This is a genomic window from Cyclonatronum sp. (genome assembly GCF_022565315.1).
Taxonomy (GTDB): Bacteria; Bacteroidota; Rhodothermia; order Balneolales; family Cyclonatronaceae; genus Cyclonatronum.
Window position 1 is genome coordinate 1 of sequence record NZ_JAIUMX010000047.1, and the last position, 25821, is coordinate 25821.

The 25821-nt window shown below is 57.1% G+C and carries 20 protein-coding genes; 6 read left to right on the forward strand and 14 right to left on the reverse strand.

Annotation, left to right across the window (positions count from 1 at the left end; all coding sequences use genetic code 11):
• The coding region (locus tag LAT75_RS08890; RefSeq protein WP_291482299.1) for a hypothetical protein at positions 1-207 on the forward strand (207 nt) is incomplete at its 5' end.
• Here the strand turns inward: LAT75_RS08890 and LAT75_RS08895 are convergent.
• From LAT75_RS08895 to LAT75_RS08910, 4 genes are all read right to left on the reverse strand, one after another.
• Complete coding sequence (locus LAT75_RS08895) at positions 204-2303, reverse strand: sodium-translocating pyrophosphatase (protein ID WP_291482300.1); 2100 nt, start codon at positions 2301-2303, stop codon at positions 204-206. The genes LAT75_RS08890 and LAT75_RS08895 overlap by 4 nt on opposite strands.
• A 349-nt stretch (positions 2304-2652) precedes the next feature.
• Positions 2653-3180 (reverse strand): carboxypeptidase-like regulatory domain-containing protein, encoded by a 528-nt coding sequence (locus tag LAT75_RS08900; RefSeq protein ID WP_291482301.1) that lies wholly within the window; start codon positions 3178-3180, stop codon positions 2653-2655.
• 212 nt (positions 3181-3392) lie between these two features.
• Positions 3393-4397, reverse strand: a complete 1005-nt coding sequence (floA, locus tag LAT75_RS08905; protein ID WP_291482302.1) for a flotillin-like protein FloA — start codon at positions 4395-4397, stop codon at positions 3393-3395.
• 140 nt (positions 4398-4537) lie between these two features.
• Positions 4538-5932 carry an NfeD family protein gene (locus tag LAT75_RS08910; RefSeq protein WP_291482303.1) on the reverse strand — a complete coding sequence of 465 codons (1395 nt, stop codon included), beginning with the start codon at positions 5930-5932 and terminating at the stop codon, positions 4538-4540.
• Positions 5933-6307: 375 nt separating this feature from the next.
• Between LAT75_RS08910 and LAT75_RS08915 the strand changes: the two genes are divergently transcribed.
• Both LAT75_RS08915 and LAT75_RS08920 read left to right on the forward strand, forming a co-directional pair.
• A complete protein-coding gene (locus tag LAT75_RS08915; RefSeq protein WP_291482304.1) occupies positions 6308-8632 on the forward strand; it encodes a TonB-dependent receptor in 2325 nt (774 codons plus the stop codon).
• Positions 8633-8651: 19 nt separating this feature from the next.
• Positions 8652-9602, forward strand: a complete 951-nt coding sequence (locus tag LAT75_RS08920) for a DUF4249 family protein (RefSeq protein WP_291482305.1) — start codon at positions 8652-8654, stop codon at positions 9600-9602.
• Between the two features lie 208 nt (positions 9603-9810).
• Here the strand turns inward: LAT75_RS08920 and purL are convergent, their stop codons facing one another.
• Together purL and LAT75_RS08930 are read right to left on the reverse strand one after the other, a co-directional pair.
• Positions 9811-12063, reverse strand: a complete 2253-nt coding sequence (gene purL, locus LAT75_RS08925) for a phosphoribosylformylglycinamidine synthase subunit PurL (protein ID WP_291482306.1) — start codon at positions 12061-12063, stop codon at positions 9811-9813.
• 86 nt (positions 12064-12149) lie between these two features.
• On the reverse strand, positions 12150-12851 hold the full coding sequence (locus LAT75_RS08930; protein ID WP_291482307.1) for a YjjG family noncanonical pyrimidine nucleotidase: 702 nt from the start codon (positions 12849-12851) through the stop codon (positions 12150-12152).
• Positions 12852-13057: 206 nt separating this feature from the next.
• Between LAT75_RS08930 and LAT75_RS08935 the strand changes: the two genes are divergently transcribed.
• Positions 13058-13537, forward strand: coding sequence for a PH domain-containing protein (locus LAT75_RS08935; protein ID WP_291482308.1), 480 nt, complete (start codon positions 13058-13060; stop codon positions 13535-13537).
• Positions 13482-15143: a PH domain-containing protein gene (locus LAT75_RS08940; protein ID WP_291482309.1), complete on the forward strand. Its 1662-nt coding sequence runs from the start codon at positions 13482-13484 to the stop codon at positions 15141-15143. The genes LAT75_RS08935 and LAT75_RS08940 overlap by 56 nt, the downstream gene beginning before the upstream one ends.
• A 338-nt stretch (positions 15144-15481) precedes the next feature.
• On the opposite strand, the gene LAT75_RS08945 is transcribed toward LAT75_RS08940, so the two are convergent.
• Both LAT75_RS08945 and LAT75_RS08950 read right to left on the reverse strand, forming a co-directional pair.
• Positions 15482-16651, reverse strand: coding sequence for a dicarboxylate/amino acid:cation symporter (locus LAT75_RS08945; protein WP_291482310.1), 1170 nt, complete (start codon positions 16649-16651; stop codon positions 15482-15484).
• A gap of 148 nt (positions 16652-16799) precedes the next feature.
• Complete coding sequence (locus tag LAT75_RS08950) at positions 16800-20057, reverse strand: S41 family peptidase (RefSeq protein ID WP_291482311.1); 3258 nt, start codon at positions 20055-20057, stop codon at positions 16800-16802.
• A 229-nt stretch (positions 20058-20286) separates the two neighbouring features.
• Here LAT75_RS08950 and LAT75_RS08955 point away from each other — a divergent pair, with 229 nt between their 5' ends.
• Positions 20287-20544: a type II toxin-antitoxin system Phd/YefM family antitoxin gene (locus LAT75_RS08955; RefSeq protein ID WP_291482312.1), complete on the forward strand. Its 258-nt coding sequence runs from the start codon at positions 20287-20289 to the stop codon at positions 20542-20544.
• 193 nt (positions 20545-20737) lie between these two features.
• On the opposite strand, the gene LAT75_RS08960 is transcribed toward LAT75_RS08955, so the two are convergent.
• The 6 genes from LAT75_RS08960 to LAT75_RS08985 form a co-directional block, all read right to left on the reverse strand.
• Positions 20738-20920: a hypothetical protein gene (locus LAT75_RS08960; RefSeq protein ID WP_291482313.1), complete on the reverse strand. Its 183-nt coding sequence runs from the start codon at positions 20918-20920 to the stop codon at positions 20738-20740.
• 133 nt (positions 20921-21053) lie between these two features.
• Positions 21054-22787, reverse strand: a complete 1734-nt coding sequence (locus LAT75_RS08965; RefSeq protein ID WP_291482314.1) for an ATP-dependent DNA ligase — start codon at positions 22785-22787, stop codon at positions 21054-21056.
• Entirely contained in the window at positions 22774-23778 is a 1005-nt protein-coding gene (locus tag LAT75_RS08970; RefSeq protein WP_291482315.1) for a hypothetical protein, read from the reverse strand. The genes LAT75_RS08965 and LAT75_RS08970 overlap by 14 nt, the downstream gene beginning before the upstream one ends.
• Before the next feature lie 51 nt (positions 23779-23829).
• Complete coding sequence (locus LAT75_RS08975) at positions 23830-24450, reverse strand: sugar transferase (protein WP_291482316.1); 621 nt, start codon at positions 24448-24450, stop codon at positions 23830-23832.
• 48 nt (positions 24451-24498) lie between these two features.
• Positions 24499-25290 carry a glycosyltransferase family 2 protein gene (locus tag LAT75_RS08980; RefSeq protein ID WP_291482317.1) on the reverse strand — a complete coding sequence of 264 codons (792 nt, stop codon included), beginning with the start codon at positions 25288-25290 and terminating at the stop codon, positions 24499-24501.
• An 83-nt stretch (positions 25291-25373) separates the two neighbouring features.
• A partial coding sequence (locus LAT75_RS08985; RefSeq protein WP_291482318.1) for a hypothetical protein occupies positions 25374-25821 on the reverse strand: 448 nt, incomplete at its 5' end.

The following is a 25821-nucleotide window of genomic DNA, read 5'->3' on the forward strand; positions in this document are numbered from 1 at the left end:
CCTTTGCGTTTAAACACGAAAGCTGATTTCACCACGAAGAACGCGAAGGGTATCACGAAGGGCGCAAAAGGTGGGATTCGGCAACTCCGCAACTCCGCGGTCCCCGGTCCGCCGTCCTCCATCTTCCATCCCACAAAAAAAGCCGGGAACCCGCACACTGTGCAGATTCCCGGCTTTCAAAAAGATACTACTGTTGCTGCTGCTTAGAGCAGGATGCCGCCTACGGATGCAATCAGGCCGGCAAAGATCAGCGCAATGGTGTTGATTACCTTGATCAGCGGGTTGATGGACGGGCCGGCGGTGTCTTTGTAGGGGTCACCAACGGTGTCACCAACTACGGCAGCGGCGTGGGCTTCGGAGCCTTTGCCGCCGTGGTTTCCGTCTTCGATGTACTTCTTGGCGTTATCCCAGGCACCGCCACCATTGGACATCATCAGGGCCATCATCAGACCGGATGCAATCACACCGATGAGGAGTCCGCCGAGGGCAAGGGGGCCAAACAGGAAGCCGACAATCAGCGGCGCGAATACGGCAAGCAGGCCGGGGATTACCATTTCCTTAAGGGCTGATTTGGTTACGATATCCACACATGCGCCGTAGTCGGGGCGGGTTTCACCTTTCATAATACCCGGCATTTCGCGGAACTGACGGCGTACTTCTTCGATAACGGCACCGGCAGCTTTACCTACAGATTCCATCAGGTAAGAAGAGAACAGGAACGGCAGCATGGCACCGATAAACAGGCCTGTGAGCACGATAGGATCGTTGAGTAAAAAGGCATCTGTGTAGCCGGCTTTTTCCAGATTCAGGATGTAGTCAGCAAAAAGTACGAGCGCGGCAAGAGCGGCTGAACCAATGGCGTAGCCTTTGGTAACGGCTTTTGTGGTGTTTCCGACTGCATCGAGGGCATCGGTGTTTTCGCGCACACTTTCCGGCAGGTTGCTCATTTCAGCGATACCACCGGCATTGTCGGTAATCGGTCCGTAGGTATCCATGGCGATAATCATACCGGTTACGCTAAGCATGGCTACGGCTGCCACGGCAATACCATAAATACCGGCAAAGGTGAAGCTCAAGAACAGCGCAAGAACCAGCACGATGGTCGGGTAAAGCGTGCTTTCCATACCCACAGCAAGGCCGCTGATAATATTGGTAGCAGAACCTGTTTCAGACGATTTGGCAATCTTACGAACCGGGCTAAAACGGGTAGCGGTGTAGTATTCGGTGATGTGGATGAGACCAATTACAACCAGAATACCCACAAGGGTTGAATAAAACAGATCAAGCCAGTGCGTCGGGGCATTGGTGAGGTGTGCCATAGTTTCAAAACTGTAACCTCCAAAGATGGTGTGCGTGATCCACGCAAAACCGATAATAGAGATAACGGCACTTGCATACATGCCTTTGTAGAGGGCGTTCATAATATTGTTGTCTTTGCCCATGCGCACAAAGAAAACAGAAACGATACTTGCCATAAGGGCAAAGGCACCCAGGTAAAGCGGGTAGGTCACAAACGCCGTAACGACCTGCTCAGCAGGGAGCAGGTAACCGAGCAGCAGCGCACCGATTACGGTAACGGCATAGGTCTCAAAAAGGTCAGCGCCCATACCGGCACAGTCGCCTACGTTGTCGCCCACGTTATCAGCGATAACGGCAGGGTTGCGGGGGTCATCTTCAGGAATACCGGCTTCAACCTTACCAACAAGGTCAGCACCTACGTCAGCGGCTTTGGTGTAAATACCACCGCCTACACGGGCAAAAAGAGAAATAAGGCAAGAGCCGAATGCAAAACCTACGAGCGGATTAACCGGATCGGCAAGACCAAGTACGCTGTCGAACAAATAGAAAAAGCCTGCAACACCCAGAAGTGCAAGGCCGGCAACGGCAAGACCGGAAACGGCGCCGCCGTTAAAGGCGAGCTTAAGTGCACCGGGAAGGCCTGATTTGGCAGCTTCAGCCACACGGATGTTGGAGCGAACCGCGATGCTCATACCGGCATACCCGCTAAGGGCAGAAAAAAGAGCACCAACCGCAAATCCGATGGTTGTCCACCACCAGGTAATTGCTGCATTGCCTTCCTGTGAGAAGGCGATAAGGGCAAAAACGGCAATAATTGCAACAGCTACGTAGGTAATGGTTGTGTACTGCCTGTTCATGTAGGCATTGGCACCCTCTTTTACGGCGTCAGCGATGTCGTTCATTTTTGCATCCCCCGTTGGGGCACTCAGCACGCTTTTAGCCAGGATGAAGGCTGCTACAAGTGCAACTATTGCAGCCAAAGGTGTAAGAAATAAAAAGTCCACGTGTATTCCTGTTTAAGTGACTATTTGAAGGTTTTCCTCAGTTGATACTATCAGGTACGCTTTGAGGACATGTGATTCATACAAGCCCGGCAAATTAAGGCGTAATGGTTTATTTATCAATACAGGAAGTTCGTGTGCGGCAAGTTCTAAACGGTTACCGGCCCCCGCTCTGCAGATTGATACATTTCACCCCTAAAGCAGAGGTCATCTTTTTTATCTCCTCATCGAATGGATGCGAATCGGTTGCAGTATTCCCCTTCATTTTTGACTCTGGCCGTTTTGCAGCAGCGCCATCCCCCGATGTAAATTAAGCCACCCTGCCGTGTTCGCCTTAGCTGCTTTCAATTAATTAAAATGCAGCACGGTTATGGATGAGGCGATAGTGCGGCACTTCCCCCTCCTCTGCTACAAGCGGGTTTAGCCCGCCCTGCCCGTCAGCTCCGGTTACGATGTACCTGCCGTCTTCGGAAACAGGAAAAACCGAATAGGTTCCGGCTGGCAGCGGGATCTGGAAAAAGCCTTCGCCGTCGGACTGCACCGTTGCGATCAGCTTGGTATCAACCCGGGTGTAGTACTGACCAATTTCGCGGGAGGTTTGCGAGATGTGGGTGTATTCAAAAATCTTGATGCGTTTGGGTACCGGGTACAGGATACAGGTGCTCTCCCCGGGACCGGGCCCCCGCATGCAGTCGCCTTCCCTTCGGAGCATGGTACCCGAAAGGCCCTCCTCAATGGTAATTTTTTGCCGGTTATGTTCGAGCAGCTCAGCTTCTCTGTTTAGCCACGGGCTTTGTTCCTCTGCGTCCGTTATGCCGCCGCAGCCGGCTGCAAGGCAGGTCATCATCACCATAAAAAAAGCAAAATACTTACTTGTCATAACTTTCGCCGCAGTTGAATTCAGGGTTTGATCAGGCATCCAAATCATCACCCTTAAAACTAAAGGATTTTCGAACGGCATGCAAACGCGGGATTTGCGCTGCGCCTCTGTACCTTTCGGGCTGTTTCTTCTGATTCAAACCGGAAATAAAAAAGCCGGCTCCCAAACAGGAACCGGCTTTTTTTGATTTTTCGGATGATGCGTTTCGCGGCTTATTTCTTGCGGCGCGGCTCGTCATCAATTTTGTCGGTTGCGTCGGTGCCTTTGGCGATGGACTGACGCATTTCGGTATCAGACATGATGTTCTTCATGTTGTAATAGTCCATGATACCCAGGTTTCCGCTTCTGAAGGCTTCTGCAATGGCTTTCGGTACTTCAGCCTCAGCTTCCACAACGCGGGCCTGCATTTCCTGAATCTTGGCTTTGTTTTCCTGCTCGGCAGCAACCGCCATCGCGCGGCGTTCTTCCGCTCTCGCGCGGGCTACTTTCAGATCGGCTTCAGCCTGATCAATCTGCAGCGCAGCACCGATGTTGTTACCGACATCCACATCGGCGATATCGATAGAGAGAATTTCAAAAGCCGTTCCGCTGTCAAGACCGCGGTCGAGTACCACACGGGAAATCTGATCGGGGTTTTCAAGTACTTTTTTGTGATCGTCGGCAGAACCTACGGTGGTTACGATACCTTCACCTACACGGGCGAGAATGGTTTCTTCGGTAGCACCACCCACAAGCCTGTCGAGGTTGGCACGAACCGTTACCCGTGCATTTACCTTAACCTGAATACCATCTTTGGCAACAGCGGTGATGATCGGGGTCTGAATCACCTTGGGGTTTACTGAAATCTGAACAGCTTCGAAAACATCACGACCTGCAAGGTCAATGGCAGCCGCCCGTTCAAAAGTAAGCCCGAGGTTTGCTTTATCAGCCGAAATAAGGGCCTGAATGACTTTGTTTACATTTCCTCCGGCAAGAAAGTGCGCCTCAAGTTTGGACACACTCAGGGGGAGGTCAGCTTTGTGGGCGGTAATCGCTGCTTTAACAATCGGAGCAGGCGGTACCTTACGCAGGCGCATGGCCACAAGATCTGAGAAGATGGCTACTTTTACACCTGAAAAGTAAGCCGTAATCCACAAACCAAGCGGTACGTAATACAAAAAGATGAATACGAAGATGAGCGTACCACCGATAACAATTAGCGGCAAAATTTGATCCATGTCTTAATAGTAGGTTAAGGTATCGTTGTTGGATGATTTATAAACCGCTGATTCGAAGCCGAACCGGCGGTTCATTTTTGTTGATAGTGTTACATTCGGTCAGGCCGTGTTTTTTACAGAACCCGGCTTTCTGAAGTGAATCAGGAGGTGAGCCGGCGAACCATTACCCGGCTTGAGCTGGTATTGGTAACCACAACCCGTGCACCGTTTTCCACAAAGTCACCCTGAGAAACCACATCAATGCGTTCGCCGTCGATGAGGGCAATTCCTGACGGCCGGAGCGCCGTTACAGCCACACCTTCTTTACCCAGCAGGATATCTTTATTTTCGGAAGAAGTGTACCCCTTTTCCTTGCTGGTCGATTCAACTAAAATGAGTTTGCTAAACATACGGTTCTGTGGCAAATATTTTCCGAGAGAGAATAACATCAAAATACCTAAAATAAGGGTAACCGCCATGGTCCAAATGGCACGGCTCATATACTCCATCTCCGGGAAGCTGAACCCCACGTTTCCGATCATGGATACCACGAGGCTGAAGAACAGCAGCGTGACCCCGATGATGCCCGGTATGCCAAAACCGGGCAGGATAAATATTTCGACTACGATAAACAGCACCCCCACAAAGAAGAGGATGATCTCCCAGGGCTCGGCAAAGCCCATAATATAAAGGGGCGCGAAAAACAGAATTGCACCGATGGAAGCCATCATCCCCGGAAAGCCAACTCCGGGCGACTGAAGCTCGAAGTACAGGCCGCCGAGCATCATCAGCATCAGCATGCTGCTCATCACAGGGTTGGCGAGAAAACGCAGTACCATTTCGTTGGCAGTTTCCTGCACGTAGATAACTTCCATTGCTTCCCAACCCTGCGAAGCGAGGGCTTCATACATGGTTCGCGCAGAGCCTTCAATCATTTCGAACTCAAGCGCTTCGCTGGTACTCAGGGTAACAAGTACCCCTTCTTCGGTGATGCCTTCAATCACAATGCGCTCATCTACCATAGCTTCAGCAATGCGCGGGTTGCGGCCGGTTGCCTCTGCTGTTGCGCGCATCAGCCCGCGCATGTAGCTCTGCATCTTCTCACTGGCCTCAGTACCGCCGCCGTCCACAACCGTTGCCGCTCCGATAGAAGAACCCGGTGCCATATAGATGATGTCCGTTGCAAAAGCGATCAGGGCACCGGCAGAGGCTGCGTTTTTGTCGATAAAGGTGAAGGTCTTAATATCGGTGTCGAGCAGGTTCTTGCGGATTTTATCGGCCGCATCCACAAGTCCGCCAAAAGTATCCATATGAAGCACCAAAGCGACGGCCTCATTTTCCTCCGCCTGCCGGATACCACGCTCTATATAGCGGTGCAGGCCGTTATCAACAAGGCCCTCCACCTGAACTACATAAATAACGCCGCTTTGCGGCGACTGCACCCTGCTTGTATCTGATGCTTCGCCCTGCGGCTCATCAAAATACAACATGGCGTTAAAGAGGATCAGCATCAGCAGCGATCCGGTAAAAAAGTATTTTCTTTGCTTGGCGTACATGGCAAAATTTTTAAGGTCAGTTCAGTGAAAGGAACATCGGCCGGTATATTTCACAACGGTAAGGCCAATGTTTCTTTACACGAAGCTTTTTATCCTAAGTTAAGGCAATGAATCAGAAAAAACGAAGAAAAGCAACAGAGCGTTTGGCTTCGGCTTTTTTTGCAGATAAATCCCTTAGGCTACCATTTCTGTGCGCAGCAGTTGTTTAGCTTTCTCAGCTTTCAAAATTCAGGAACAAGTGTGCGACCGAAACGTAAAAGATCGCTGTTTGATTATGGCTGAAGCCCTTCTCATCCCTCAGCTTCAGCACCTTTGCAGCATTGCGGTCTGACTATCCGCAGCACCATATTCTCATTTTCTTCTCTTACTTAATTAATGAAGTTTATTCAATCTTACCAGACAGCCTTTTTCCCGCAAACCCGCTTCCTGACCGGTATTCTTTTGTTTTTATGGGGGATGACGGCCTTCCATACAGTTCAGGCTTCCGCTTCTGATACCGGCAGTGTTCACTCAGATGAACTCAGTTTTGCCACCCTGAACGGCCTTGTTTCCGAAGCCCGCACCGGCGAAGCCATCTGGGGCGCCAACATCATCCTGGAAGGCACGAGCCTGGGCACTTCGAGCAACAGCGCCGGCTTCTACACCCTCACCCGCATCCCCGAGGGTACGTACACGGTCGTTATTTCCTTCATCGGATTCCGGGACATGCGGCGTGAAATCAGCATCCGCGCGGGCGAAACCCTCCGGCTCGATGCCGAACTCACTGAAAGCGGGGTCGAACTTGATGATGTAACCCTGGTCTCGGATTTCTTCGATCTCGAGCAGCGGCAGTCCGTTGGCGTCACCACCGTGAGCACGCAGCTGATCCGCGACACCCCGGCCGTTTTGCAGGCGGATGTATTCCGGAGCATTCAGCTGCTGCCGGGCATTACTTCGGCCTCCGATTTTTCCTCGGGTCTGTACATCCGCGGGGGAACCCCCGATCAGACCCTGATTCTGCTCGACAACACCACCGTGTACAACCCGACCCACTTTTTCGGCTTTTTCTCGACCTTTAACCCCGATGCCATCCGGGATGTGCGCGTGTTCAAGGGCGGCTTCCCGGCAGAGTACGGCGGACGCATCGGCTCGGTGGTCGATATCTATAACAAAGACGGCAACCGGCGGCAGCGCTCCGGCACGGCTTCGGTCGGCCTGCTTTCCTCCCGGGCTTCGTTTGAAGGCCCCTTCGAGGGCGGCTCCTACATGTTCGCCCTCCGCCGCTCCACCCTTGAGCCCCTGCTCTGGGCCCTGCGCGGCTCTGTCGATAACATCCCGCGCAGCTTCTACTTTGTGGATGCCAACGCCAAAATAAATTACGACCTGGGTCAGCGCGACCGCCTCAGCCTTTCGTTCTACACCGGCCTGGATGATGTCGTTTTTCCGGCCTCCGACGACCTGCTGCTGAACCTGTTCTACGGCAACATCACCGGGAGCCTCACCTGGCGGCGGATTCTCTCCGGCAGCACTTTCGGCACGCTTACCTTCACCGGCTCCCGCTATTTCAACGAGCCGCGCTTCGAGTTCGGCGGCACCGTTTTTGAGCGCAAAAACACGGTCAACGATTTCTCGGTGAAAGCCGACATCGAATGGACGCCCGACGGCAATCACACCGTGAAATCCGGCTTGTGGGCCGGCACGCTGCTGTTCACGCTTCAGGACCGCTTCGACGGCAACGTCACGCAGTCGCCCGATCTCACCTCCGACTACTTCACTTTTTATATACAGGACCGCTGGCGCTTTGCCCCGCGCTGGACTTTCCTTGGCGGTGCGCGGGCAAGCTACTTCACGAGCGGCAACTTCTTCCGGGCCGAACCGCGGGCGCAGCTGGAGTACCGGCCTACCGAACAACTCCGGCTGCAGACCGCCGCCGGCCGCTACCATCAGTTCAAATCGCTGATCACCAACGAGGCTTTTTCCGGCTTTGATGTGTGGCTGCTCACCGATGAGGGCGTCGCCCCGGCCTACGGCGATCAGTTCATGCTTGGCGCCAAATGGAACCCAAGCAGCACCTGGTCGTTCGAACTGGAAGGCTTCTACCGCAGCATGCGGCAGCTGTTCGAATTCGATCCGCGCATCCCCGATACCGCCGGGCTGGAATACAGCGAGCTGTTCCGCTTTGGTGAGGGCTTCGCCTACGGGGTGGAAGTGCTGGCGCAGCGCAACCGCGGCAAGCTCACCGGTTTCGTGGGGTACACCTGGGGAACGACCCGCCGCAAGTTCCCGGAATTCAACGACAACAACTTCTTCCCGCCCAAATTCGACCGCATTCACGACCTGAGCGTGGTGGCCAACTACCGCCTCAGCACCCGCTGGATGAGCACTGTGGTGTTCGGCTACGCAACCGGGCAGACCTACACCGAGCCGCTGGGCCGCACGCAGATCAACAACCCCTTCGGCACCGAGCCCGACAACCCCATCATCGTGGGCCGCGTAAACGCCTCCCGCCTGCCCGCCTACCACCGCCTTGATGTCGGTTTCACGCGCTACGGCCGTTTCTTCGACCTCGGCGACTCCGAGCTGCAGCTGCAGATCATCAACCTGTATTCGCGCCGCAACGTGTGGTTCTATCAGTTCGATTTCGACGAAAATCCCGTGCAGCGCGTAACCGTGCAGATGCTGCCCATTCTCCCCTCCGTGACCTACACCGTCAATTTCTAACAGCTTTTTTGGTTTTTCTATGATGACGACTGCTTCCTTCCCCCAACCCCGGCGCCTTGCAGCCGGCACCGGTTCCGCAGGTTTTCTTTTATTTTGGATGATGATGAGCGCCCTGCTCGTTTCGGCCTGCGATCCCTACAAGCAGGATTCTTTTCAGGAGCAGATGGTGGTCGAGGCTTTTCTCACCGCCGGTGAGCCGCTGCCGGAAATCCGGCTGTCGCGCACCCTGCCCTTCGATGAATTTTACAGCTTTGAGGCAGCGGCGCTTTCCGGACTCGATCTGCGCGTGCTGCTCACCGACGATGCCGGCGCCGTTACCCAAACCTTCACCTACGCCGAGAGCGATCAGCGGGGCATTTACCTGCCGGAAGATGACACCGCGCTCGTGCAGCCGGGCCGCGTGTACCGCCTCGAAGTGAGCGAAAACCCGGATGACGCGCCCAAACTGCGCGCCCGCACCTTCGTACCCGGCGGCTTCGAACTCGTTTCGGACAACGGCGACACCTTCGTGTATCAGGGCCCTGTGCAGTACGAGCCGACCTTCACCATCAGCGTGTACCCTGGGCGGCAGAATTACTACATCGCCTCAACCCTGGCCCTGCAGCCCGATCCGGAGCTGCTCACGCCCTTCTACGCCGGCTTTTTCGAGGAAGAAAATCCGGATCAGTTTCTGCGGGTGTCTTCCCCTATCATCAACGAGGGCAACTACGAAATCAACGACGATAACACCATCACCCTCACCCTCCCCTGGATTTCCATCGCTTACTTCGGCCCGAATGAAGTCGCTTTCTACGCCCTCGACACCAACCTCTACGACTACGTGCGCACGCTCAGCCTGCAGGGCGGCGGCCCGAATCAGTCGCCGGGGCAGATCGACAACATCCTCTGGAACGTGGAAGGCGGCATCGGCATCTTCGGCAGCCGCACCGGTATCTCGAGCGTGATTACGGTAGTGCCGTTTGGCGGATGATTGTTCTATGGGTGATTACGAAGTTTATAAACCCTAAATAACACCTCCTGTGCCCTTAGATTTGGGAATCAGCTGTGTTCCTCCCGCACAGCCTGCTGCAGCCTGACCTGAACCGACTCCGGAAACCACTGAGCATAAAAAAAGCCTGAAACCGGTATTGAAGTACCGTTTCAGGCTTTTTTTTATTAGAAAACCTGTAGATCGAAAATCAGACAGCTGCAGCAGTACTGTTCATTTTCGCAGGTATGGCTTCTTCATACACAAGCCCGATTGCTGAAACGGCTTTTGCGATCAGCTTATCAATCTTCAGTGCCTCCCCGCCGGTAATACCTAAGCGGATACAGGCAATGCCCGCATCTTCTGAGGCTTTAATGAGGGCTGTAAGCTTGTCTTCGGCTACGCTCACGACGGCGCCGCTTTGTGCCTCGCTGAACAGGCATTCACGCACATCACTTCCGGAGTAGGCCTGAAGGGCAGACAGATCAATTTCCGCGCCTATGCCGGAGAAAATGCTTTTCTCGGCGAGGGTTATGGCCAAACCGCCGTCAGAGCAGTCGTGGGCTGACTGCAGCAGGCCGCCGCGGATGGCCTCAAGCAGGAAAGCCTGAAAGCGGGTTTCATAGCTGAGGTCGAATTCGGGGGCATCCCCTTCAGTGAGGCCGTGATTCCAGCTCAGGTATTCGGAGCCGCCAAGGCCGGTGCGTTTAGCACCGAGGTAGCAGACTACGTGACCCGCAGCTTTGTAGCCGGGCGTCATGAGCTGCTTTTCGAGGTCGTCAATGAGGCCGAGCATGCCGATGGTCGGCGTCGGGAAGACCGCGCCTTTCGGGTTTTCGTTGTAAAAGCTTACGTTGCCGCCGGTAACGGGCGTGCTCAGGGCAAGACAGGCATCCCCCATGCCCCCTACCGCTTCTTTGAAAACCCAGTACACTTCGGGCTTGTAGGGGTTGCCGAAGTTCAGGCAGTTGGTTACGGCAAGCGGTTTGGCGCCGGAGCAAACCACGTTCCGAGCCGCTTCCGCAACGGCAATTTGCCCGCCCTTACGGGGATTGAGGTGCACATAGCGGCCGTTGCAGTCGGTTTTGACCACCAGCGCTTTTTTCGTGCCTTTGATGCGCACAACCCCTGCATCTGATGCGCCGGGACCGAGCACGGTGTTGGTGCGCACCATGTGGTCGTACTGCTCGAAAATCCAGCGCTTGGAAGCGATGTTGGGCGAGCTGAGGAGCTTCAGCAGGGCAGCCTCGTAGTCGGTTTCTTCGGGAAGGCTGCTGAAATCGAAGCTGTGTTTGGCATCGAGGTAGTCCGGGCGTCTGGTTTCGCGCTCGTACACCGGTGCGCCCCCGCCCAGCACCAGGCTGTCGGCCGGGATGCGGGCCTTCAGCTCGTCGTGCATCCAGTATTCTACCTCACCGGTATCGGTCACTTCGCCAATTACGGCGGCGCTTACATCCCATTTTTCAAACACGTCCAGGATTTCCTGCTCGCGGCCTTTGTGGGCTACGATGAGCATGCGCTCCTGACTCTCGGAGAGCAGCATTTCGTAGGCGGTCATGCCGCTTTCGCGCTGCGGGGCGAGGTCGAGATTGATACGCATACCGGTGCGGCTTTTGGCCGACATCTCCGAGCTCGAACAGCTGATGCCCGCCGCGCCCATATCCTGAATGCCGGCAACGGCGCCGGTTTTGAGGGCTTCGAGGGTGGCTTCAAGCAGCAGTTTTTCCATGAAGGGGTCGCCGACCTGCACGCTCGGGCGCTTGGACTCGCTTTCCTCGCTGATTTCCTCTGAGGCGAAGGTCGCTCCGTGAATGCCGTCGCGGCCCGTGCTCGCGCCCACAATGATCACCGGGTTACCGGGGCCCGGCGCAATGGCGGAGGCCGTTTCGCCGGCCTTCACCAGACCCACGCTCATGGCGTTGACCAGCGGATTGCCCTCATAGGCGGGATCAAAAAAGATGTCGCCGGCCACAGTCGGCACGCCGAAGGAGTTGCCGTAATCGGCAATGCCGTGCACCACGCCGTCGAGCAGGAAGCGCACCCGCGGGTTGTCGAGCGAGCCGAACCGCAGCGAGTTGAGCGCCGCTACCGGCCTTGCGCCCATGGTAAAAATATCGCGATGGATGCCGCCCACGCCGGTCGCGGCCCCCTGATAAGGCTCTACCGCAGAAGGGTGGTTGTGGCTCTCAATCTTGAAGGCGCAGGCAAGCCCGTCGCCGATGTCCACGAGTCCGGCGTTTTCTTCGCCGGCGCCAACCAGCAGCTGCGGCCCTTTGTTGGGCAGGGTTTTGAGCACCTTGATGGAATTCTTGTACGAGCAGTGCTCGCTCCACATCACCGAATAAACCCCCAGCTCGGTGAAGGTCGGCACCCGGCCGAGGTAACCTTTAATTTTTTCAAATTCATCAGCCGTGAGACCGTGTTCGAGTGCAAGCGCGAGGGTTACTTCAGGTTCTTTGAGCATGGGTGTGCTTTTTTTCAGGGTGATGGGGTTCCGGGGTCGGAAAATGGTTATTTGCAAAAAAGAGCGTTGACGGATGAATCGGGCGCTCAGCCGGGCAGCAGCCGGGCCTGAAGCTCCTCAAAATTCCGGAATACGAAACTGGCTTCGCCGTTTTCTTCGGCGGTGTGCTGCGGTGCGTACCAGGCCGTTTGCCAGCCGGCTGAGCGTCCGCCGCGGATATCGGAAACGAGATTGTCGCCCACATAGAGGATATCGCCCGCCCCCGCGCCTGACTGCGCTTCGGCGTAGGCAAAAATTTCGGGGCTGGGCTTCAGGTAGCCTACATCTTCAGAAATGATGACGGGCCCGGCCAGCGCTTCGAGGCCGAAATCGGCCACCTTTTTTTTCTGGGTTTCGGAGAAGCCGTTGGTGATAAACCCAATCCTGAAACTTTGGCTGAGGGCTTTGAGGGCGGCTTTGGCGCCGGGAATCCAGCGCCAGTGCCGGCGGTAGGCCTGCATGTACTCACGGCCAACGGCTTCGGGGCTGCTTACACCGAGGCCGAGTTCTGCGAAGGTATCTTCAAAACGATGCCGCTGCAGCGCATGCCGGTTGATCTGCCCGAGGCTGTAGGCGTGCCAAAGCCGGTGATTGTGCTGCGCATATACGCGACTGAGCTCCTCAAAAGAAACCTGCTGAAGGGCGGGGTGCGCCTCATGAACATCCTGAAGGGCGGCCCGCTGCGCGCTGCTGTGATCGAGCAGGGTGTCATCAATATCAAAATAAATAAAACCGGGCCTGCGCAGCATAAAAATTCAGGGTTTCAGGGGGGATAGGTTCGGGCGCCGAAAGATAAGAAAGTACGGCCTAAACCTCAGCGGGAATCCCGCCGGGTTATGATTTTGACAGGTCAAGCCGTATTTTTGGCCGGCTTATGCAACGATTCGAAGCTGAGAGTGCTTACAACAACCAAATTTCATTTATTCCCGCTGAGGGGTTCTTTCTTTCTTTTAATATGCGACCCGATCCTGAGCATAAAATTGATCCTAAAGCCATTCCGGCCTGGCGAATTTCCGGCGGACTTGGCTCCCTTTTTTGGTGGTTTATTCCGGTCATTTACGGTTTCATCGCGCTTGGCGGCGGTGTTGACCGCTGGATGATCCTGGCCGTAACGGCGCTTGTGGTGCTCAATACCGTGCTTCAGGCCACCATTATTCCGAAAATCCGCTGGCAGCGGTGGAGCTATCAGATCGATAAGCATGAGATTTATCTGAAGAGCGGCATTTTTGTGATCCGCCGCACCCTCATTCCGGTGAACCGCATTCAGCACGTGGATACGCGTCAGGGGCCGATTCTGCGCTCCTTCAGCCTCTCCACGGTAACCATTACCACGGCCGCAACCACGCACGAAATTCCTGCCCTAAACGACGAAGTAGCCGATGAAGTCCGAAACCGAATCTCAGACCTTGCCCGATCTGCCGATGAAGATGTCTGAGCCGAGGCGGCAGCATCCGGTTGCCGCCCTCACCAACGTGCTCAACACGCTTCGGGATCTGCTGGTGCCGCTTGTCATCATCTTCTTTTTTGGCGGCGGCGGCGGCGGGAACGGCCTGTTCAGCAGCCCGTGGTACCTCGGCAGCTTCCTGATGTTTCTGCTCGTGCTGGGCGTTGCCCGATGGATGCGCTTCACCTACCGCGTTGAGGACGACGAAATCCGCATCGAGTACGGCCTGTTTGTGCGCAAGCGCTCGTTCATTCCGCGGCACCGCATTCAGGTGATCGACATCAGCTCGGGCGTGCTGCAGCGGGCCTTCGGGCTCGTGAGTCTGGAGGTGCAGACCGCAGGCGGCGGCGCATCGGAGGCGAAAATAAACGCCCTCACGCTGGATGACGCCCTCTGGATCAAAGAAAACATGAGCCCGGAACACGAGGAAGAAGCCGGAAGCAACCCCGAAACCGGCGATGCTCACGGAATTCCACCAAAAGAAAACGAGACCGGCGAAACCACGGAGGCCGCTGTCGCGCAACCGGCGCAGCTTCGCAGGTCAGCGGCTGCGGCTGCAACCGGGATGTCGGAGCCGGTTTACGCGCTGAGCTGGCGCAGGCTGCTGATTGCCGGCACCACCTCCGGCAGCTTCGGCATTGCGCTCTCCATTGTGGGCACCATTTTCGCGCAGATGAACACCGTAATCGACGACGATGTCGTAGTTGATTTTATTGAACTTGTATCTGCCAACGATACCGTGTTCTTCATTGGCGTTGCCGTGGCGCTGATTTTTGTTGCCTGGGTGCTTTCAATTGTGGGCACCGTGCTTTCGTACGGTAATTTTGCGATTTACAAACGCAGGCGCGAAATGGTGATTTCACGCGGCATTCTGGAGAAAAAGCTCACTACGATTCCGTACAGCCGCATTCAGGGCCTCCGGATTCAGGAGGGGGTGCTGCGGCAGCCGCTGGGCTTCTGCACGCTGTATGTGGACAGCGCCGGCTTTGGCGAACAGAGCGGGAAATCGACTACGCTGTTTCCGCTGCTGCGCCGCAGCGAGGCCGAGGAATTTATCCGGGTGATGGCGCCCGAGTACGACCGGCAGCCCGAAACGGTGAGTCCGCCGCCGCGGGCCCTGCGCCGCTACATCATCCGCACGCTCATCCCCACCGGCATTCTGATCGGCCTTTCGTACTGGCTGCTGCCGTTTGCGCATTTCATTCTGCCGATTATTCCGGTCGCCGTAGTGCTGGGCTACTACCGCTGGCGCGCCGCCGCTGCGGGAACTGACACCGACACCCTGCTGATCCGCTACCGGAACCTGGCCAAAACCACGGTGCTGATGAAGCGCTACCGCATACAGTCGGCCACCGCCTGGGACAACTACTTCCAGCGCCGGCGCGGGCTGAAGAGCCTGACCGTGAACATTGCTTCGAGCGATACCGGCGCCTCGTTCAGCGCGCTCGACCTCGAAGCCGATGATGCCCTCGATTTTGTGGAGTGGGTTGAGCCGCACTACAACCGCAAGCAGGCTGCGGTTTCGGGTGAAACGCCGGCTGAGACCGAGAAGAAAGAGGACCGGGATCAGGGCGGTTTTCTGGACATCGGGTATTGAGACAGCTGCCGGAAAACCCGCAAAACAGGCACACAGGCCAAAACGCAACGCTCCCGGCAAATCCGTCTTTGTTTTTTTTGGGGGGATGAACTCCGTGCGCATCACGGTCAGTGGTGGCAGATCAGCGCTTCCAATCCAACGGAAAAGCCCGTGCTTTTTGGATGCATCTTCAATCATGATTGCCCGAAAGCCTACGGAAAAAGCAAGGCGTTTGCCGCAGGTTTGGGGTTTCGGAACAAGCACGAAAGACCGTGATGTGCACGGGGTTTCCCCCAAAAAACAAATGCAGAACTGCCCTTAAAAATGGACTCCGGGCAGCGGCAGCTTTGCTTTTGCTGCTATGCTTCGGGGCCGGAATCCATCGAATCCACGATGAGCGCGATGGCGCCGTCGCCGGTTACGTTACAGGCCGTACCGAAGCCGTCCTGCGCCATGTAGAGGGCGAACATGAGGCCGAGCTGCGCGTCGGTCATGCCGAGCACGGATGCCATCAGGCCGATGGCCGCCACAACCGCGCCGCCGGGTACGCCGGGCGCGGCAATCATGGTGACCCCGAGCAGCAGGATAAACTGAAAGAACATGCCGAATTCCGGGGTGATGCCGTTCAGAATGAGCACAGCTACCGAGCAGGCCACAAGGGTGATGGTACTGCCGGCCAGGTGAATGGTGGCCGATAGCGGCACGACAAACTCCGCGGTGCGGTCGCTTACACCGTTGCTTTTCACGCTTGCGAGCGTAACGGGGATGGTCGCAGCACTCGACATGGTACCGAGCGCTGTGGTGTAGGCCGGCAGCATCTGCCGGATGGCTTTGAAGGGATTTACGCCGGTCCGAAGCGCAGCGATGGTGTACTGCGTGATGATCCAGAGCAGGTGCGTGCCGATAATGACGAGGAATACACGCGCGAAAACGGCCAGGGTCTGAAAGGCCTCACCGGAGGCGGCCATGTCCGCAAAGATACCGGCAATGTGCAGCGGCAGAAACGGGATGATGACTTTCGTGATCACCAGCACGATGATGCTCCGGAATTCATCCATCCAGTTAAAGAGCGCGGTGCGGTTTTCTTTTTGTTTGAGGTAGTTGATGCCCAGCCCGAATACGAAAGCCGTAACGAGGGCGGTCATTACGCCGAAAATCGGCGGGGTGCTGATTTCGAGGAAAGGCGCGAGTCCGGAGGTGCTTTCGCCCACATCCCCGTGCTCGATAAAGCGCGGAATGATGCCCGTGCTCACAAAATAAGCCAGCACGCCCGCAAGCACCGTTGAGCCGTAGGCCAGCCCGGCCGTACCGGCCAGCAGCTTGCCGGCTTTTGCCCCAAGCTCCGCAATGCCCGCCGCGATGAAGCCGACGATAATAAGCGGCACCATGAACACCAGAAACTGCCCGAACAGATGCGTAAACGTGTACAGCAGCCGCCCGATCCACTCCGGGAGGAAGAGCCCGACAAGAATGCCGGCAATGATTCCGATGATGAGGCGGGGCAGCAGGCCAATGGTGAGGTTTTTCATAGTAAGCGGGGGTAAGAAATGGTTGGTTTTGGTTTCGGGGGATGTGCTTCCGGGCCTGAGATAAGGCCGGGGGCGGAAATCAGCCCGGGAAATTCAGGATTGCAGGAGAAGCGGGTTCCGGGCAACGGCAGCAGATGCGCCGGCGGATTTAGTCGGGCATCTCCACACCCTGTTCGCGCAGGTACTCAAAGGCGCGCTCAAGCTGCGGATCGCGCCCGTGCAGCAGGTCGTGGAAGGTGTTGCGGACTTCGATATGCGGCTCCACGCCGGTGAGCTCGAGGTTGTAGCCCTCAAAATCGAAGACGCCCCAGGCCGGCAGGCGGTGACTTGATCCGTCAACCAGGCCCATGGCCGTGGTGAAGATAATCCAGCGGTAGGTTGGCATGCCGATAATAGTGCCGAGCCCAAGCTCGCGCAGGCCGGCGGTCGTCATTTCAGCATCGCTGAGGCTCTGCTCGTTGATGAGCACCACAATCGGCTTGCCGGCCGGGGCAAAGTTCGGCTGACCGGCCATCGCGCCGCCGCGGAACTGCCAGTTGAGGTACGGCTGCCGGCTGAGGGCCTGAATCACATCGTCATGCACGTTGCCGCCGCGGTTGTAGCGCAGATCGAGGATGAGGGCATCGCGGTGCACAAACTGCCGGGCAAGCTCCTGCTGAAAGTGCTGCAGCGAGCCGCCGCCCATGTTGCGCATGTGGATGTAGGCCACGCGCTCGCCGGTTACTTCATCGACCTTGTGCTGACGGCTGCGCTCCCATTCGTCGTAAAACAGGTTCTGAAGCGAACCGGAGGTTTGGGTCTGCACCCGCACGGGGAATTCGGCCCGGCCGCGGGCAAATACGAGCTCAACTTCGCGGCTGCTTCCGGCATCGGCCACGCTGAAATAGCGCTCGCGGTTGCCTTCGGTGTTCACGCCGGTGCCGTCAACGGCACGGAGCACATCACCCGGCTGAATCACGGCCTGCAAACCTGCGAGGTCGGCATTGCTGCCGTGCAGGATGCGCTCCACCACGAAAGGATCGTCGTTGCGGAACAGGATGCCGGTTGCGAGGGTGCGCGCGTTGAGGAAGACATTTTCCTCATCGCCGCGGGAGTTGAAGCCCATGTGCGAGGAGTTCAGCTCGCCGAGCATATCGTTGGTGAGGCGGCGCAGGTTGGCCCGGCTGTTGAGGTAGGGCAGAAACTGCGCGTAGTAGTCGCGTAGGGCGTGCCAGTCCTGACCATGAAAGCTTTCCTCATAAAAGTTCTCTTCGAGGTTGGCCCAGGTTTCGTGGAACATCTGCGCGAATTCGTCCATCAGGTTTCGGCTGAACCGGTGCTCGATGCGGATCCGCTCGGTGTTGTTCCGGTTGAGGTCGAGCTTGTGGATGTTGCCGCTTACCAGCAGAAAATGACTGCCCCCTGCGGAGATGATGTCCGGCGCGGTGTTGCGGGTGCCTTCAATTTTGGTGGTTTCGGGCGATTTGAAAGGCTCGAGCACCGTCTTCCACAAATGGAAGCCCGTGCCGTCGTGGGCCGAGCCGTAAATGACGGTGTGCTTTTCGCCGTCAACCAGTACGAAGGGGCCGCTTTGGTTGCCGCTGTGCCGGGTGATCTGCTCCCAGCGCTCGTGCAGGCGCTCGGTTTGGATGCTCACCCGAACTTCGGTTTCATCGCTGCTGCTTTCGGTGAAGAGGGCGTCGAAGCGGTCGAGGCGCAGCGGCGGAGCCTGCGGACTGATGGCCATGCGCCAGATATTGGCCGCGGTGTTGCCCCGCGGATACACCGGCTGAATGCGGTCGGTCGAGAAGTAGATGAATTGGCCGTCGGCTGACCAAAAGGGCGTGTTCTCGGTTACGCCCGTGCGGGTGAGGTTCAGGGTTTCGCCGCTTTCCGGCTGATGCACGATGATGTCGCGCTCAAAGAAGCGGTAGGCGTTGAAGGCAATCCAGCGGCTGTCGGGCGACCAGCGGATGGTGCTGTTGCGGAAGGTCCAGAGCTCGTCTTCGAGCAGCAGCCGGCTGTCGTTGCGGGCCGGGTTGAAGAGCATCACTTCGGTTCGGCCGCGGAAGTAGGCGACACTTTGGGCATCGGGCGAAAGCCGCAGGTTGCGGTGATGCTGCGGCAGCTCGGTGAGCATCATCTCCGGACCGTCGCCGGTCGCACGCATGCGGAACAGGTTGAAGTAGCCGCCCAGGGTTTGGGTGTAGAGCAGTTCGTCGTTGCTGAGCCAGATGACCTCGCCGGCCCGTTCGCCGCGAAGGGTGGGCATCTGCCGTACAAAGCGGCCTTCGGCATCTGACACAAAAAGCTCGCCCCGGGCAATGAAAGCCAGTTTTTTGCCGTCGGGCGACACATCGAAAGCGGTGATGTTACCCGCGACCTCAAAAGAGACGGGCAGCCCGAGCGTAGGGGTACGGCCAAGCTGCACGGGAATGAGCCGGGCTTCCGCAGCGGCTACGTCGTAAGCCCACAGCTGATAATCCTTCTCGAACACCACAACACTGCCGTCGGCACTCACCTGCGGAAACCTGATCGAGCGGTCGAAATGGGTGAGCTGCTCCGGACCGTTTTCGGTGAGGCGGAACAGGTTGTACTCGCCGTTGGCCTCGTCGGAGGTATAATACACCACGCCGTTCTGATCGATGGTCGGCCACATGTTTTTGCCGTCGTGCACGGTGTGCTCCGCGAAAACATCTGTTTCGGGATTGTAGGAGCGAATCACGGGATTGAAGGGGCCGCGGTAACGCTTGCGCTCATAGAAGCGGAAACTCTCCCAGGTATCTGTAAAGAAGAAATCGCCGGTTTTGGGATGCTGCGCCACATCGTGCGGGAGGTTGAAAAAGTGGCTGTTCATGAGGCGGCGCGGGGTGTCGCCGGTGATGCTGACCTCCCAGGCGTCTATATAATTGTAGCGGTCGGATGAAAATCGGACCTGCCCGGAATCCCAGGACCAGGAATTGACGAGATTGGAGCCGTCGTGCCAGGTGAGGCGGCGCACATCACCGCCGGCTACGGGCTTCAGGTACACGCTTGTGTTGCCGTCGAGCTCGGCGGAGAAAGCAAGCCAGCGGCCGTCAGGCGAAAACCGGGGAAGGGTTTCTTCGCCGGGCATGCCCGTAAGCCGGACCGCCATGCCGCCGCTCACCGGCACCTGCCACAGATCGCCCTCGAAACTGAACACCACGGTTTGTCCGTCAGGCGAGGGCGCGGGATGCGTGAGGAAAAAGACCTCCGGTGCCGCTGAGGGGCCGGGTTCAGGGGCGGTCATCAGGCCGGCGGGCAGCGCGACCGCAGGAGGCCCCGGAGCGGCACCAAGCACGACAGACGGCATCCCCCAACACAAAAAAACAAGGCCGGCCGCGAGCAGGCAGGCCGGTACCGAAAAACGAAACCACTGATGGAGGTACAAAAAAGGCATCTTCATGGCGGATCAGGTTTTGAATGATGAACAGGTTGCGGGTCGGAAATTGTAAAAGGAAGAGAATAGGAAATTTCGGGCAGGAAAGGAACAGCCTTTCGGGGCAGGCGCGGGAGAATGGCACGCGGATTGGGCGGATCTTCGAACGCGGTTTTGCGCGGTTTTTTTTGGGGTGATTATTTTGACACTCCGGATTCTTGCCCTCACTGCAAAAAAGTACTACTTTGAAAGCACTATGAAAACAGAAGTTGCTACATCACTCGAGCATCAGGCAGCCAAACTCCTTAAAGAACTCAGGGAAGATAAAGTGCCTGTTCTGATAACCGAACACGGAAAACCATCCGCGTATCTGGTGGATGCGGAGCATTTTGAAGACTTACAACAAAGGCTAAAGCTGCTCGAGGGTCTTGCAAGGGGTGAAAAAGCCATACTCGAAGACAGGGTTGTATCGCATGATGAAGCAAAAAAACGCATGTCCCGATGGCTGGGGTAATCTGAGCGCGGTTTAATGGCACGCGGATTGGGCGGATCTTCGAACGCGGGTTTACGCGGATTTTTTTGAGGGTGATGATTTTTCCTTCGCTTATACCAAAACCGGTTCCAAAATCTTTGATTTATATTAACCGGATAACGATACTGTCAGTAACGAGAAATCCTAACTATCTGCCATTATGGAAAAAGCCGGGTCAAAAAAGAAACTGAACGTCTGTTAAACGATCTTCCGGAGCATGCGGACCGGGATGATCTGATGTATAAAATTTATGTCCGGCAATCAATTGAACAAGGCTTGAAAGATTCGGTTGAGGGCAGGGTAAGCTCCCATCATGCACTGAAAGAAAAATACAATCGAAATCATCAGCATCATTCATGGCGCACGTCTGTTACCGGACGAGATCGCTGACTAAGAGTCAAAAGGCAAAGAATAAAATCCGCGGAAATCCGGCAAAATCCGCCCGATCTGCGTGCCATCATCGCGTGCCATCATCGCGGGCCATTAACAAGCTACCGGAATGAGCGGTGGCCTTTTTGGGGGGTGCGGTCGGCGGTTAGTTTTTCTTCGGCGAGGCGCTCCACATCGCGCAGGGTGTCGGCATCGGCGGGGCTCAGATCCCAGCGGATGGCCCTGAAGCGCGGGAACCGCAGCGTGTAGCCCGCCTTGGTGCGCCGGTTGACCTGTATGCCGTCGAATTCGAGCTCGACCACGATGCCGGGTTTGAGGGAGTAGGTCGGGCCGAAGCGGTCGGCAATCAGCGGTTTCATGGCCTGATTGAGTTTTTTGAGCTCCTCGTCGGTGTAGCCGCCGTAGGCTTTGCCGATGGGGATGAACTCTTCCTCGTAGCGCTCATCATCCCTTACAGAAACACCGAGGGTGAAATCGGAGTAGGTTCCGCCCCGCTTGCCGCTGCCCGCATGCGCGTACATGATCACCGTATCGAGGGTGCCGCCGGGCTTCTTGACCTTCAGCCAGGACTTCCGCCGCTGACCGTACTCATAGGTACTCTCCGGGTGCTTCAGCATCAGGCCTTCGTTGCCGTGCGCGAGGGCGCGGTCGAAGAAGCGTTCCACATCCCCCTCCTCTCCGATTTCAAACTGAATGCTGCGGCGGATGCCGTGCGCTTCGCACAGGGTTTCGAGCTGCTCGCGGCGCAGCTTCAGCGGCTCGCCAAAAAGCGGCTGTCCTTCCGCAAAAAGCAGGTCGTAGGCAATGAACACAACCGGATGCTTTTTGAGGACGCCCGGGCCCGGCTTTTTTACGCCCATGCGCTTTTGCAGCTCCTGAAACGGCTGAATGGTGTCATCACGGAACACGCAGAGCTCGCCGTCGAGCACGGCAGCGGGCATCATTTTGGCGGAAAAATCGGCTACAACCTCCGGAAAGCTTTCCGTGATTTCGTTGAGGTCGCGCGAAAACAGGGCGACCTTCCCTCCTTCGGCGTGCAGCTGACACCGCATGCCGTCGAATTTCTCCTCGGCGAGGTAAGCGGTGAGATCCTCTACGGCGCGGCTCTCAACCGGCGACGCCAGCATGAAGGCGATCGGCTGAAACAGACGGAAGCGCGCCGAGCTGAGTGCATCGCGGCGGCACAAAACGGCGGTGCGGCCGAGGCTGCCGGTAATCATGCGGGCGTAGCGCACGTCTTCCGGGTCGTGGTCAAAAGCAGCGGCAAGGGCAGCGGTGATGCTGCGCGACTCAAAGCCAATCCGCAGGCTGCCCTGCCCCATCACCCGGATAAAAAACTTGATTTCGGCGGGCGTCATTTGCATCCAGGCTTCGGTGAGCAGCGCCTGCTTGCCCTCGCGGCTGCGCTCTTTTTCCAGCCGCTGAAACAGGGCTTCGGTTTCGGTGAGGCTCAGCAGGGCCGGCCTGCGTTTTGCGATGGCGGCCGGGAGGTTTTCCATCAGCTTTTCGATGGCTTCGCTCGCGCTGCCGGTTGCGGTGCGGCAGGCGCGGAACACGAGCTCGTAGTCGATTTCACAGAAAGCCGCCGCGCAGACCGCTACGGTGCGGTGTCCGACCGAGGCCCGTTTGCCGGAAACCGACGAAAAGGCGCCTTCCCCGGCAAACTGCACGGCAAGGGCAACGTCTGCCTCATCGGGCAGACTGCGCAGGTAATCCGCAAAAAGGCTGATTTTCCGGTTGTTGCCGCGGGTTTCGGCTATGCGCTGCATCACCTCACAAAAACGCCGGAAAGAAACGCCGAAGCTGCTTTGGGAGGCGGCATCAGTCATCTTCATAGCCCTCCATCTCAAGCGGCTGACTCGCAATGCCGCGCTCCGCAAGGTAGTGCTGCACCACACGGGGGTTGGGGGTATGGGTGATGTACACCTTGCGCGGATTCAGCTTCTCGGTGAGCTCAAGCAGCTCGAAAAAGTCGATGTGGTCGGAGAGCGGGAAAAGCTTGTCGATGGTGAGCTGCACCCGGCGCGACTCATGCGTTGCCCAGCCAGAAACGTAGGCCACGCGTTTGCGCCGGATGTTGCGCAGCATGGGCGCATCGAGCGAGGAAGAAGGCGTGATGAGGATGCGGCCGTCCTGCACGGTGGCGCGGTCGTACTTCTCCCAGTTACCGAGAGCTATGCCCGCCTCTTCGTACACCCTGCACAGCTCATAGCCCGCGCCGTGAATCTGCATGGGTACGCCCAGCGGTGCGAGCCCGTGCATGATTTCCTGCGCTTTGCCGAGGTTGTAGCCCAGAAAAACCGGTGTGTAGCCTTCCCCGAGGGCTTCGGAGGCGAAGCTGCGCATTTCGGCAAAGAGCTCCTCATGCGGCCGCCAGCGGTAAATCGGCAGCGGGAAGGTCGCCTCGGTGATGAAAAAATCAGTGGCCTCAGGGCAGGCGAAGCCTTCGGTTACGGGCGAAGGCGGCGTTTTGTAGTCGCCGGTGTAGAGCACCCGGCCGGCATCGGTTTCGACCTCAATCATGGCCGAGCCGAGAATATGGCCCGCCGGCCAGAGCGTTACCCGGCAACGGTCGAATTCCACAGGCTGCCGAAATGCGAGCTCGGTGACATCCCCCTGAAAGCCGCGCACCCGCATGAGCCGGGCCGTTGCGGGGCTCGCGTACACGTGCATGTGCCGGTCGCGCGGCAGGTGATCGGCGTGCGCATGGCTCACAAAAATATGCCGGGCCACATTCCCGGAAACATCCAGCCCGACCTCCGCATCCGGCAGGATGATGCCGTGCCCGCGCTCGAGCCGGTAATTCAGCTTGTTTTCTTTGCTCATGGCATGTGAAGGGTGTGGCAGCAGGAAAGGTTCCCCGGGGGCAGGCAGGCGTCAGTTTTTGGACAGTTTCAGCACCGTCAGCACGGTTTTGAGGATGATGCCGAGGTCGTACCAAAAGCCGCAGCGCGCCACATACATTTTATTGATGCGCACTTTTTCGGGCCAGATCACCTCATCGTTGTAGCGCACCGGGTCGGGCTTGGTGGTGAGGATTTCCTCTTCGTTGCGGAATTTCAGGGTCGCCGGCCCGGTAATGCCGGGCTTTACGTTCAGGATGATGCGGTCATCGCCCTCAAGGGCATCCATGTAGGCGGGCACATCGGGGCGGGGGCCGACCAGGCTCATATCGCCTTTGAGCACATTCCAGAGCTGCGGCAGCTCGTCGATTTTGGTACGCCGCAGGAAGCGTCCGGCCGGTGTAAGGCTCCGGAGGTCTTCGGCGGTCGGCACGCCCTTCTCCGAAACCGAGGTCGTTTTCATGGTCCGGATTTTCAGAATCCGGAACCGCCGGCCGTGCTGACCCACGCGCTCATGCCTGAAAAAGCCCGGCAGGCCGGTACTCACGCGCGCAACGAGCGCGGCGAGGAGAATCAGCCAGCCGGTGAGCAACAGCCCGGTGAGGGCTGCAGCGAAATCAAACATTCTTTTGCCGTACGAAAGGTAGAAATTCATTCAAAGAAGGTAACAAAGGCCGCGCATCATAAGAAAACGCGAAGCGGCTCAGGGGCCGTAATATTTTTTAAATCCGTTAAAGGTGTAAACGAGCATCATCGCGGCCGCACGGAAAAAGCCGGCCGATTCCTGCTGCCGGTAAATGTGCCAGATGTAGCGCATGGAGCGCAGCTTGTTGGAAGAAACCGAGCCCTTCCGCATACGGTACACGGCCAGCACCTTCGGGTTACCGTGAACGGTACCTGCCCTGCGGATGAGCTGCAGCCAGAGGGCGTAATCGTTGTTGACCGGCAGCAGCGGGAAGCGGACCGGCCCAAGCGCTTTGCGGTCCAGCACGGTGGTGAGCAGCGGTATGGAGCAGGTTTGCAGCAGCTCTTTTCGGGTGATGGCCTCCGGCACGATGAACGGCTTCCGGAGCGGATTCAGGTTTTCATCCACCCGCTCATGCGAGGCACAGGCGAAGCTGAAGCCACCGGTTTCCATGAAGCTGAGCATCTCCCCGAGGAAGTCCGGGTACCAGAAGTCGTCGCCGTCGAGGAAGGCCAGATACCGGCCCCGCGCGCACTCAAGCGCCCGGTTCCGGGAAGCCGCGACGCCCCGGTTTTCGAAATTGCGAAGTACCCTCATCCGGTCATCCCGTGCGGCAAGTCCGGCCAGAATCTCCGGGGTTTTATCGGTTGAGGCATCATCAATCACAAAAAACTCAAAGTCCGTAAACTGCTGTGCGAGTACCGATTCGGCGGCCTGCCTCACAAAAGCTTCCGCGTTAAACACCGCAGTGATGACTGTGAAAACCGGGGCCGGATTTGTTTCCGTTTTTTGGGTGGGGAGCTTTTGCAAAGGTGATGGATGCTTTGCCCGAATCCGTTTTCCGGGCTGTCAGAAATTCTGCTGGATGATGTGATGTGTGTTGAAAATCAGGCTCAGGCGAAGCCGAACATGCTGAGGCGGTACCAGGCCAGCAGCAGCAGAACGATGCCGACGCTGAACATCATGTAGCCGCCCTTGCGGATTTGCCCGAGCACGGCCTGTGGCCGCTCTAAGATGAGGTTTTTCAGCTGTTTCCAGCGCAGCAGGATGGAACCCAGGATAAAAAGGACGACCAGCGACCAGACCGAGAAGATCAGCTCAACCCATGAAAAGGGAATGAGGGCGAGCATCAGGGAGGCTCCGGAAAACAGCATCAGGTAGCGGATGGTTTTGATGAGCAGGGCCGGCCGCTCATCCCGGCGGGCGTGATCGCAGAGGTACTGCTGAAACGGTGCCGGGCGCGAAAACCAAATCAGGCCGTTCACCAGCAAAATGATGCCAAGCGTGAAATAATAAACCACAAACCAGTTCAGGCTAATCTGATGAATGTAGGACATAACA

Excerpts from the sequence above, each read along its gene's own strand:
- LAT75_RS08900 (WP_291482301.1), bottom strand. The coding sequence starts at position 3,180 with ATGACAAGTAAGTATTTTGCTTTTTTTATGGTGATGATGACCTGCCTT.
- floA (WP_291482302.1), bottom strand. The coding sequence starts at position 4,397 with ATGGATCAAATTTTGCCGCTAATTGTTATCGGTGGTACGCTCATCTTC.
- LAT75_RS08910 (WP_291482303.1), bottom strand. The coding sequence starts at position 5,932 with ATGTACGCCAAGCAAAGAAAATACTTTTTTACCGGATCGCTGCTGATG.
- LAT75_RS08915 (WP_291482304.1), top strand. The coding sequence starts at position 6,308 with ATGAAGTTTATTCAATCTTACCAGACAGCCTTTTTCCCGCAAACCCGC.
- LAT75_RS08920 (WP_291482305.1), top strand. The coding sequence starts at position 8,652 with ATGATGACGACTGCTTCCTTCCCCCAACCCCGGCGCCTTGCAGCCGGC.
- purL (WP_291482306.1), bottom strand. The coding sequence starts at position 12,063 with ATGCTCAAAGAACCTGAAGTAACCCTCGCGCTTGCACTCGAACACGGT.
- LAT75_RS08930 (WP_291482307.1), bottom strand. The coding sequence starts at position 12,851 with ATGCTGCGCAGGCCCGGTTTTATTTATTTTGATATTGATGACACCCTG.
- LAT75_RS08935 (WP_291482308.1), top strand. The coding sequence starts at position 13,058 with ATGCGACCCGATCCTGAGCATAAAATTGATCCTAAAGCCATTCCGGCC.
- LAT75_RS08940 (WP_291482309.1), top strand. The coding sequence starts at position 13,482 with ATGAAGTCCGAAACCGAATCTCAGACCTTGCCCGATCTGCCGATGAAG.
- LAT75_RS08945 (WP_291482310.1), bottom strand. The coding sequence starts at position 16,651 with ATGAAAAACCTCACCATTGGCCTGCTGCCCCGCCTCATCATCGGAATC.
- LAT75_RS08950 (WP_291482311.1), bottom strand. The coding sequence starts at position 20,057 with ATGAAGATGCCTTTTTTGTACCTCCATCAGTGGTTTCGTTTTTCGGTA.
- LAT75_RS08955 (WP_291482312.1), top strand. The coding sequence starts at position 20,287 with ATGAAAACAGAAGTTGCTACATCACTCGAGCATCAGGCAGCCAAACTC.
- LAT75_RS08960 (WP_291482313.1), bottom strand. The coding sequence starts at position 20,920 with ATGAATGATGCTGATGATTTCGATTGTATTTTTCTTTCAGTGCATGAT.
- LAT75_RS08965 (WP_291482314.1), bottom strand. The coding sequence starts at position 22,787 with ATGAAGATGACTGATGCCGCCTCCCAAAGCAGCTTCGGCGTTTCTTTC.
- LAT75_RS08970 (WP_291482315.1), bottom strand. The coding sequence starts at position 23,778 with ATGAGCAAAGAAAACAAGCTGAATTACCGGCTCGAGCGCGGGCACGGC.
- LAT75_RS08975 (WP_291482316.1), bottom strand. The coding sequence starts at position 24,450 with ATGAATTTCTACCTTTCGTACGGCAAAAGAATGTTTGATTTCGCTGCA.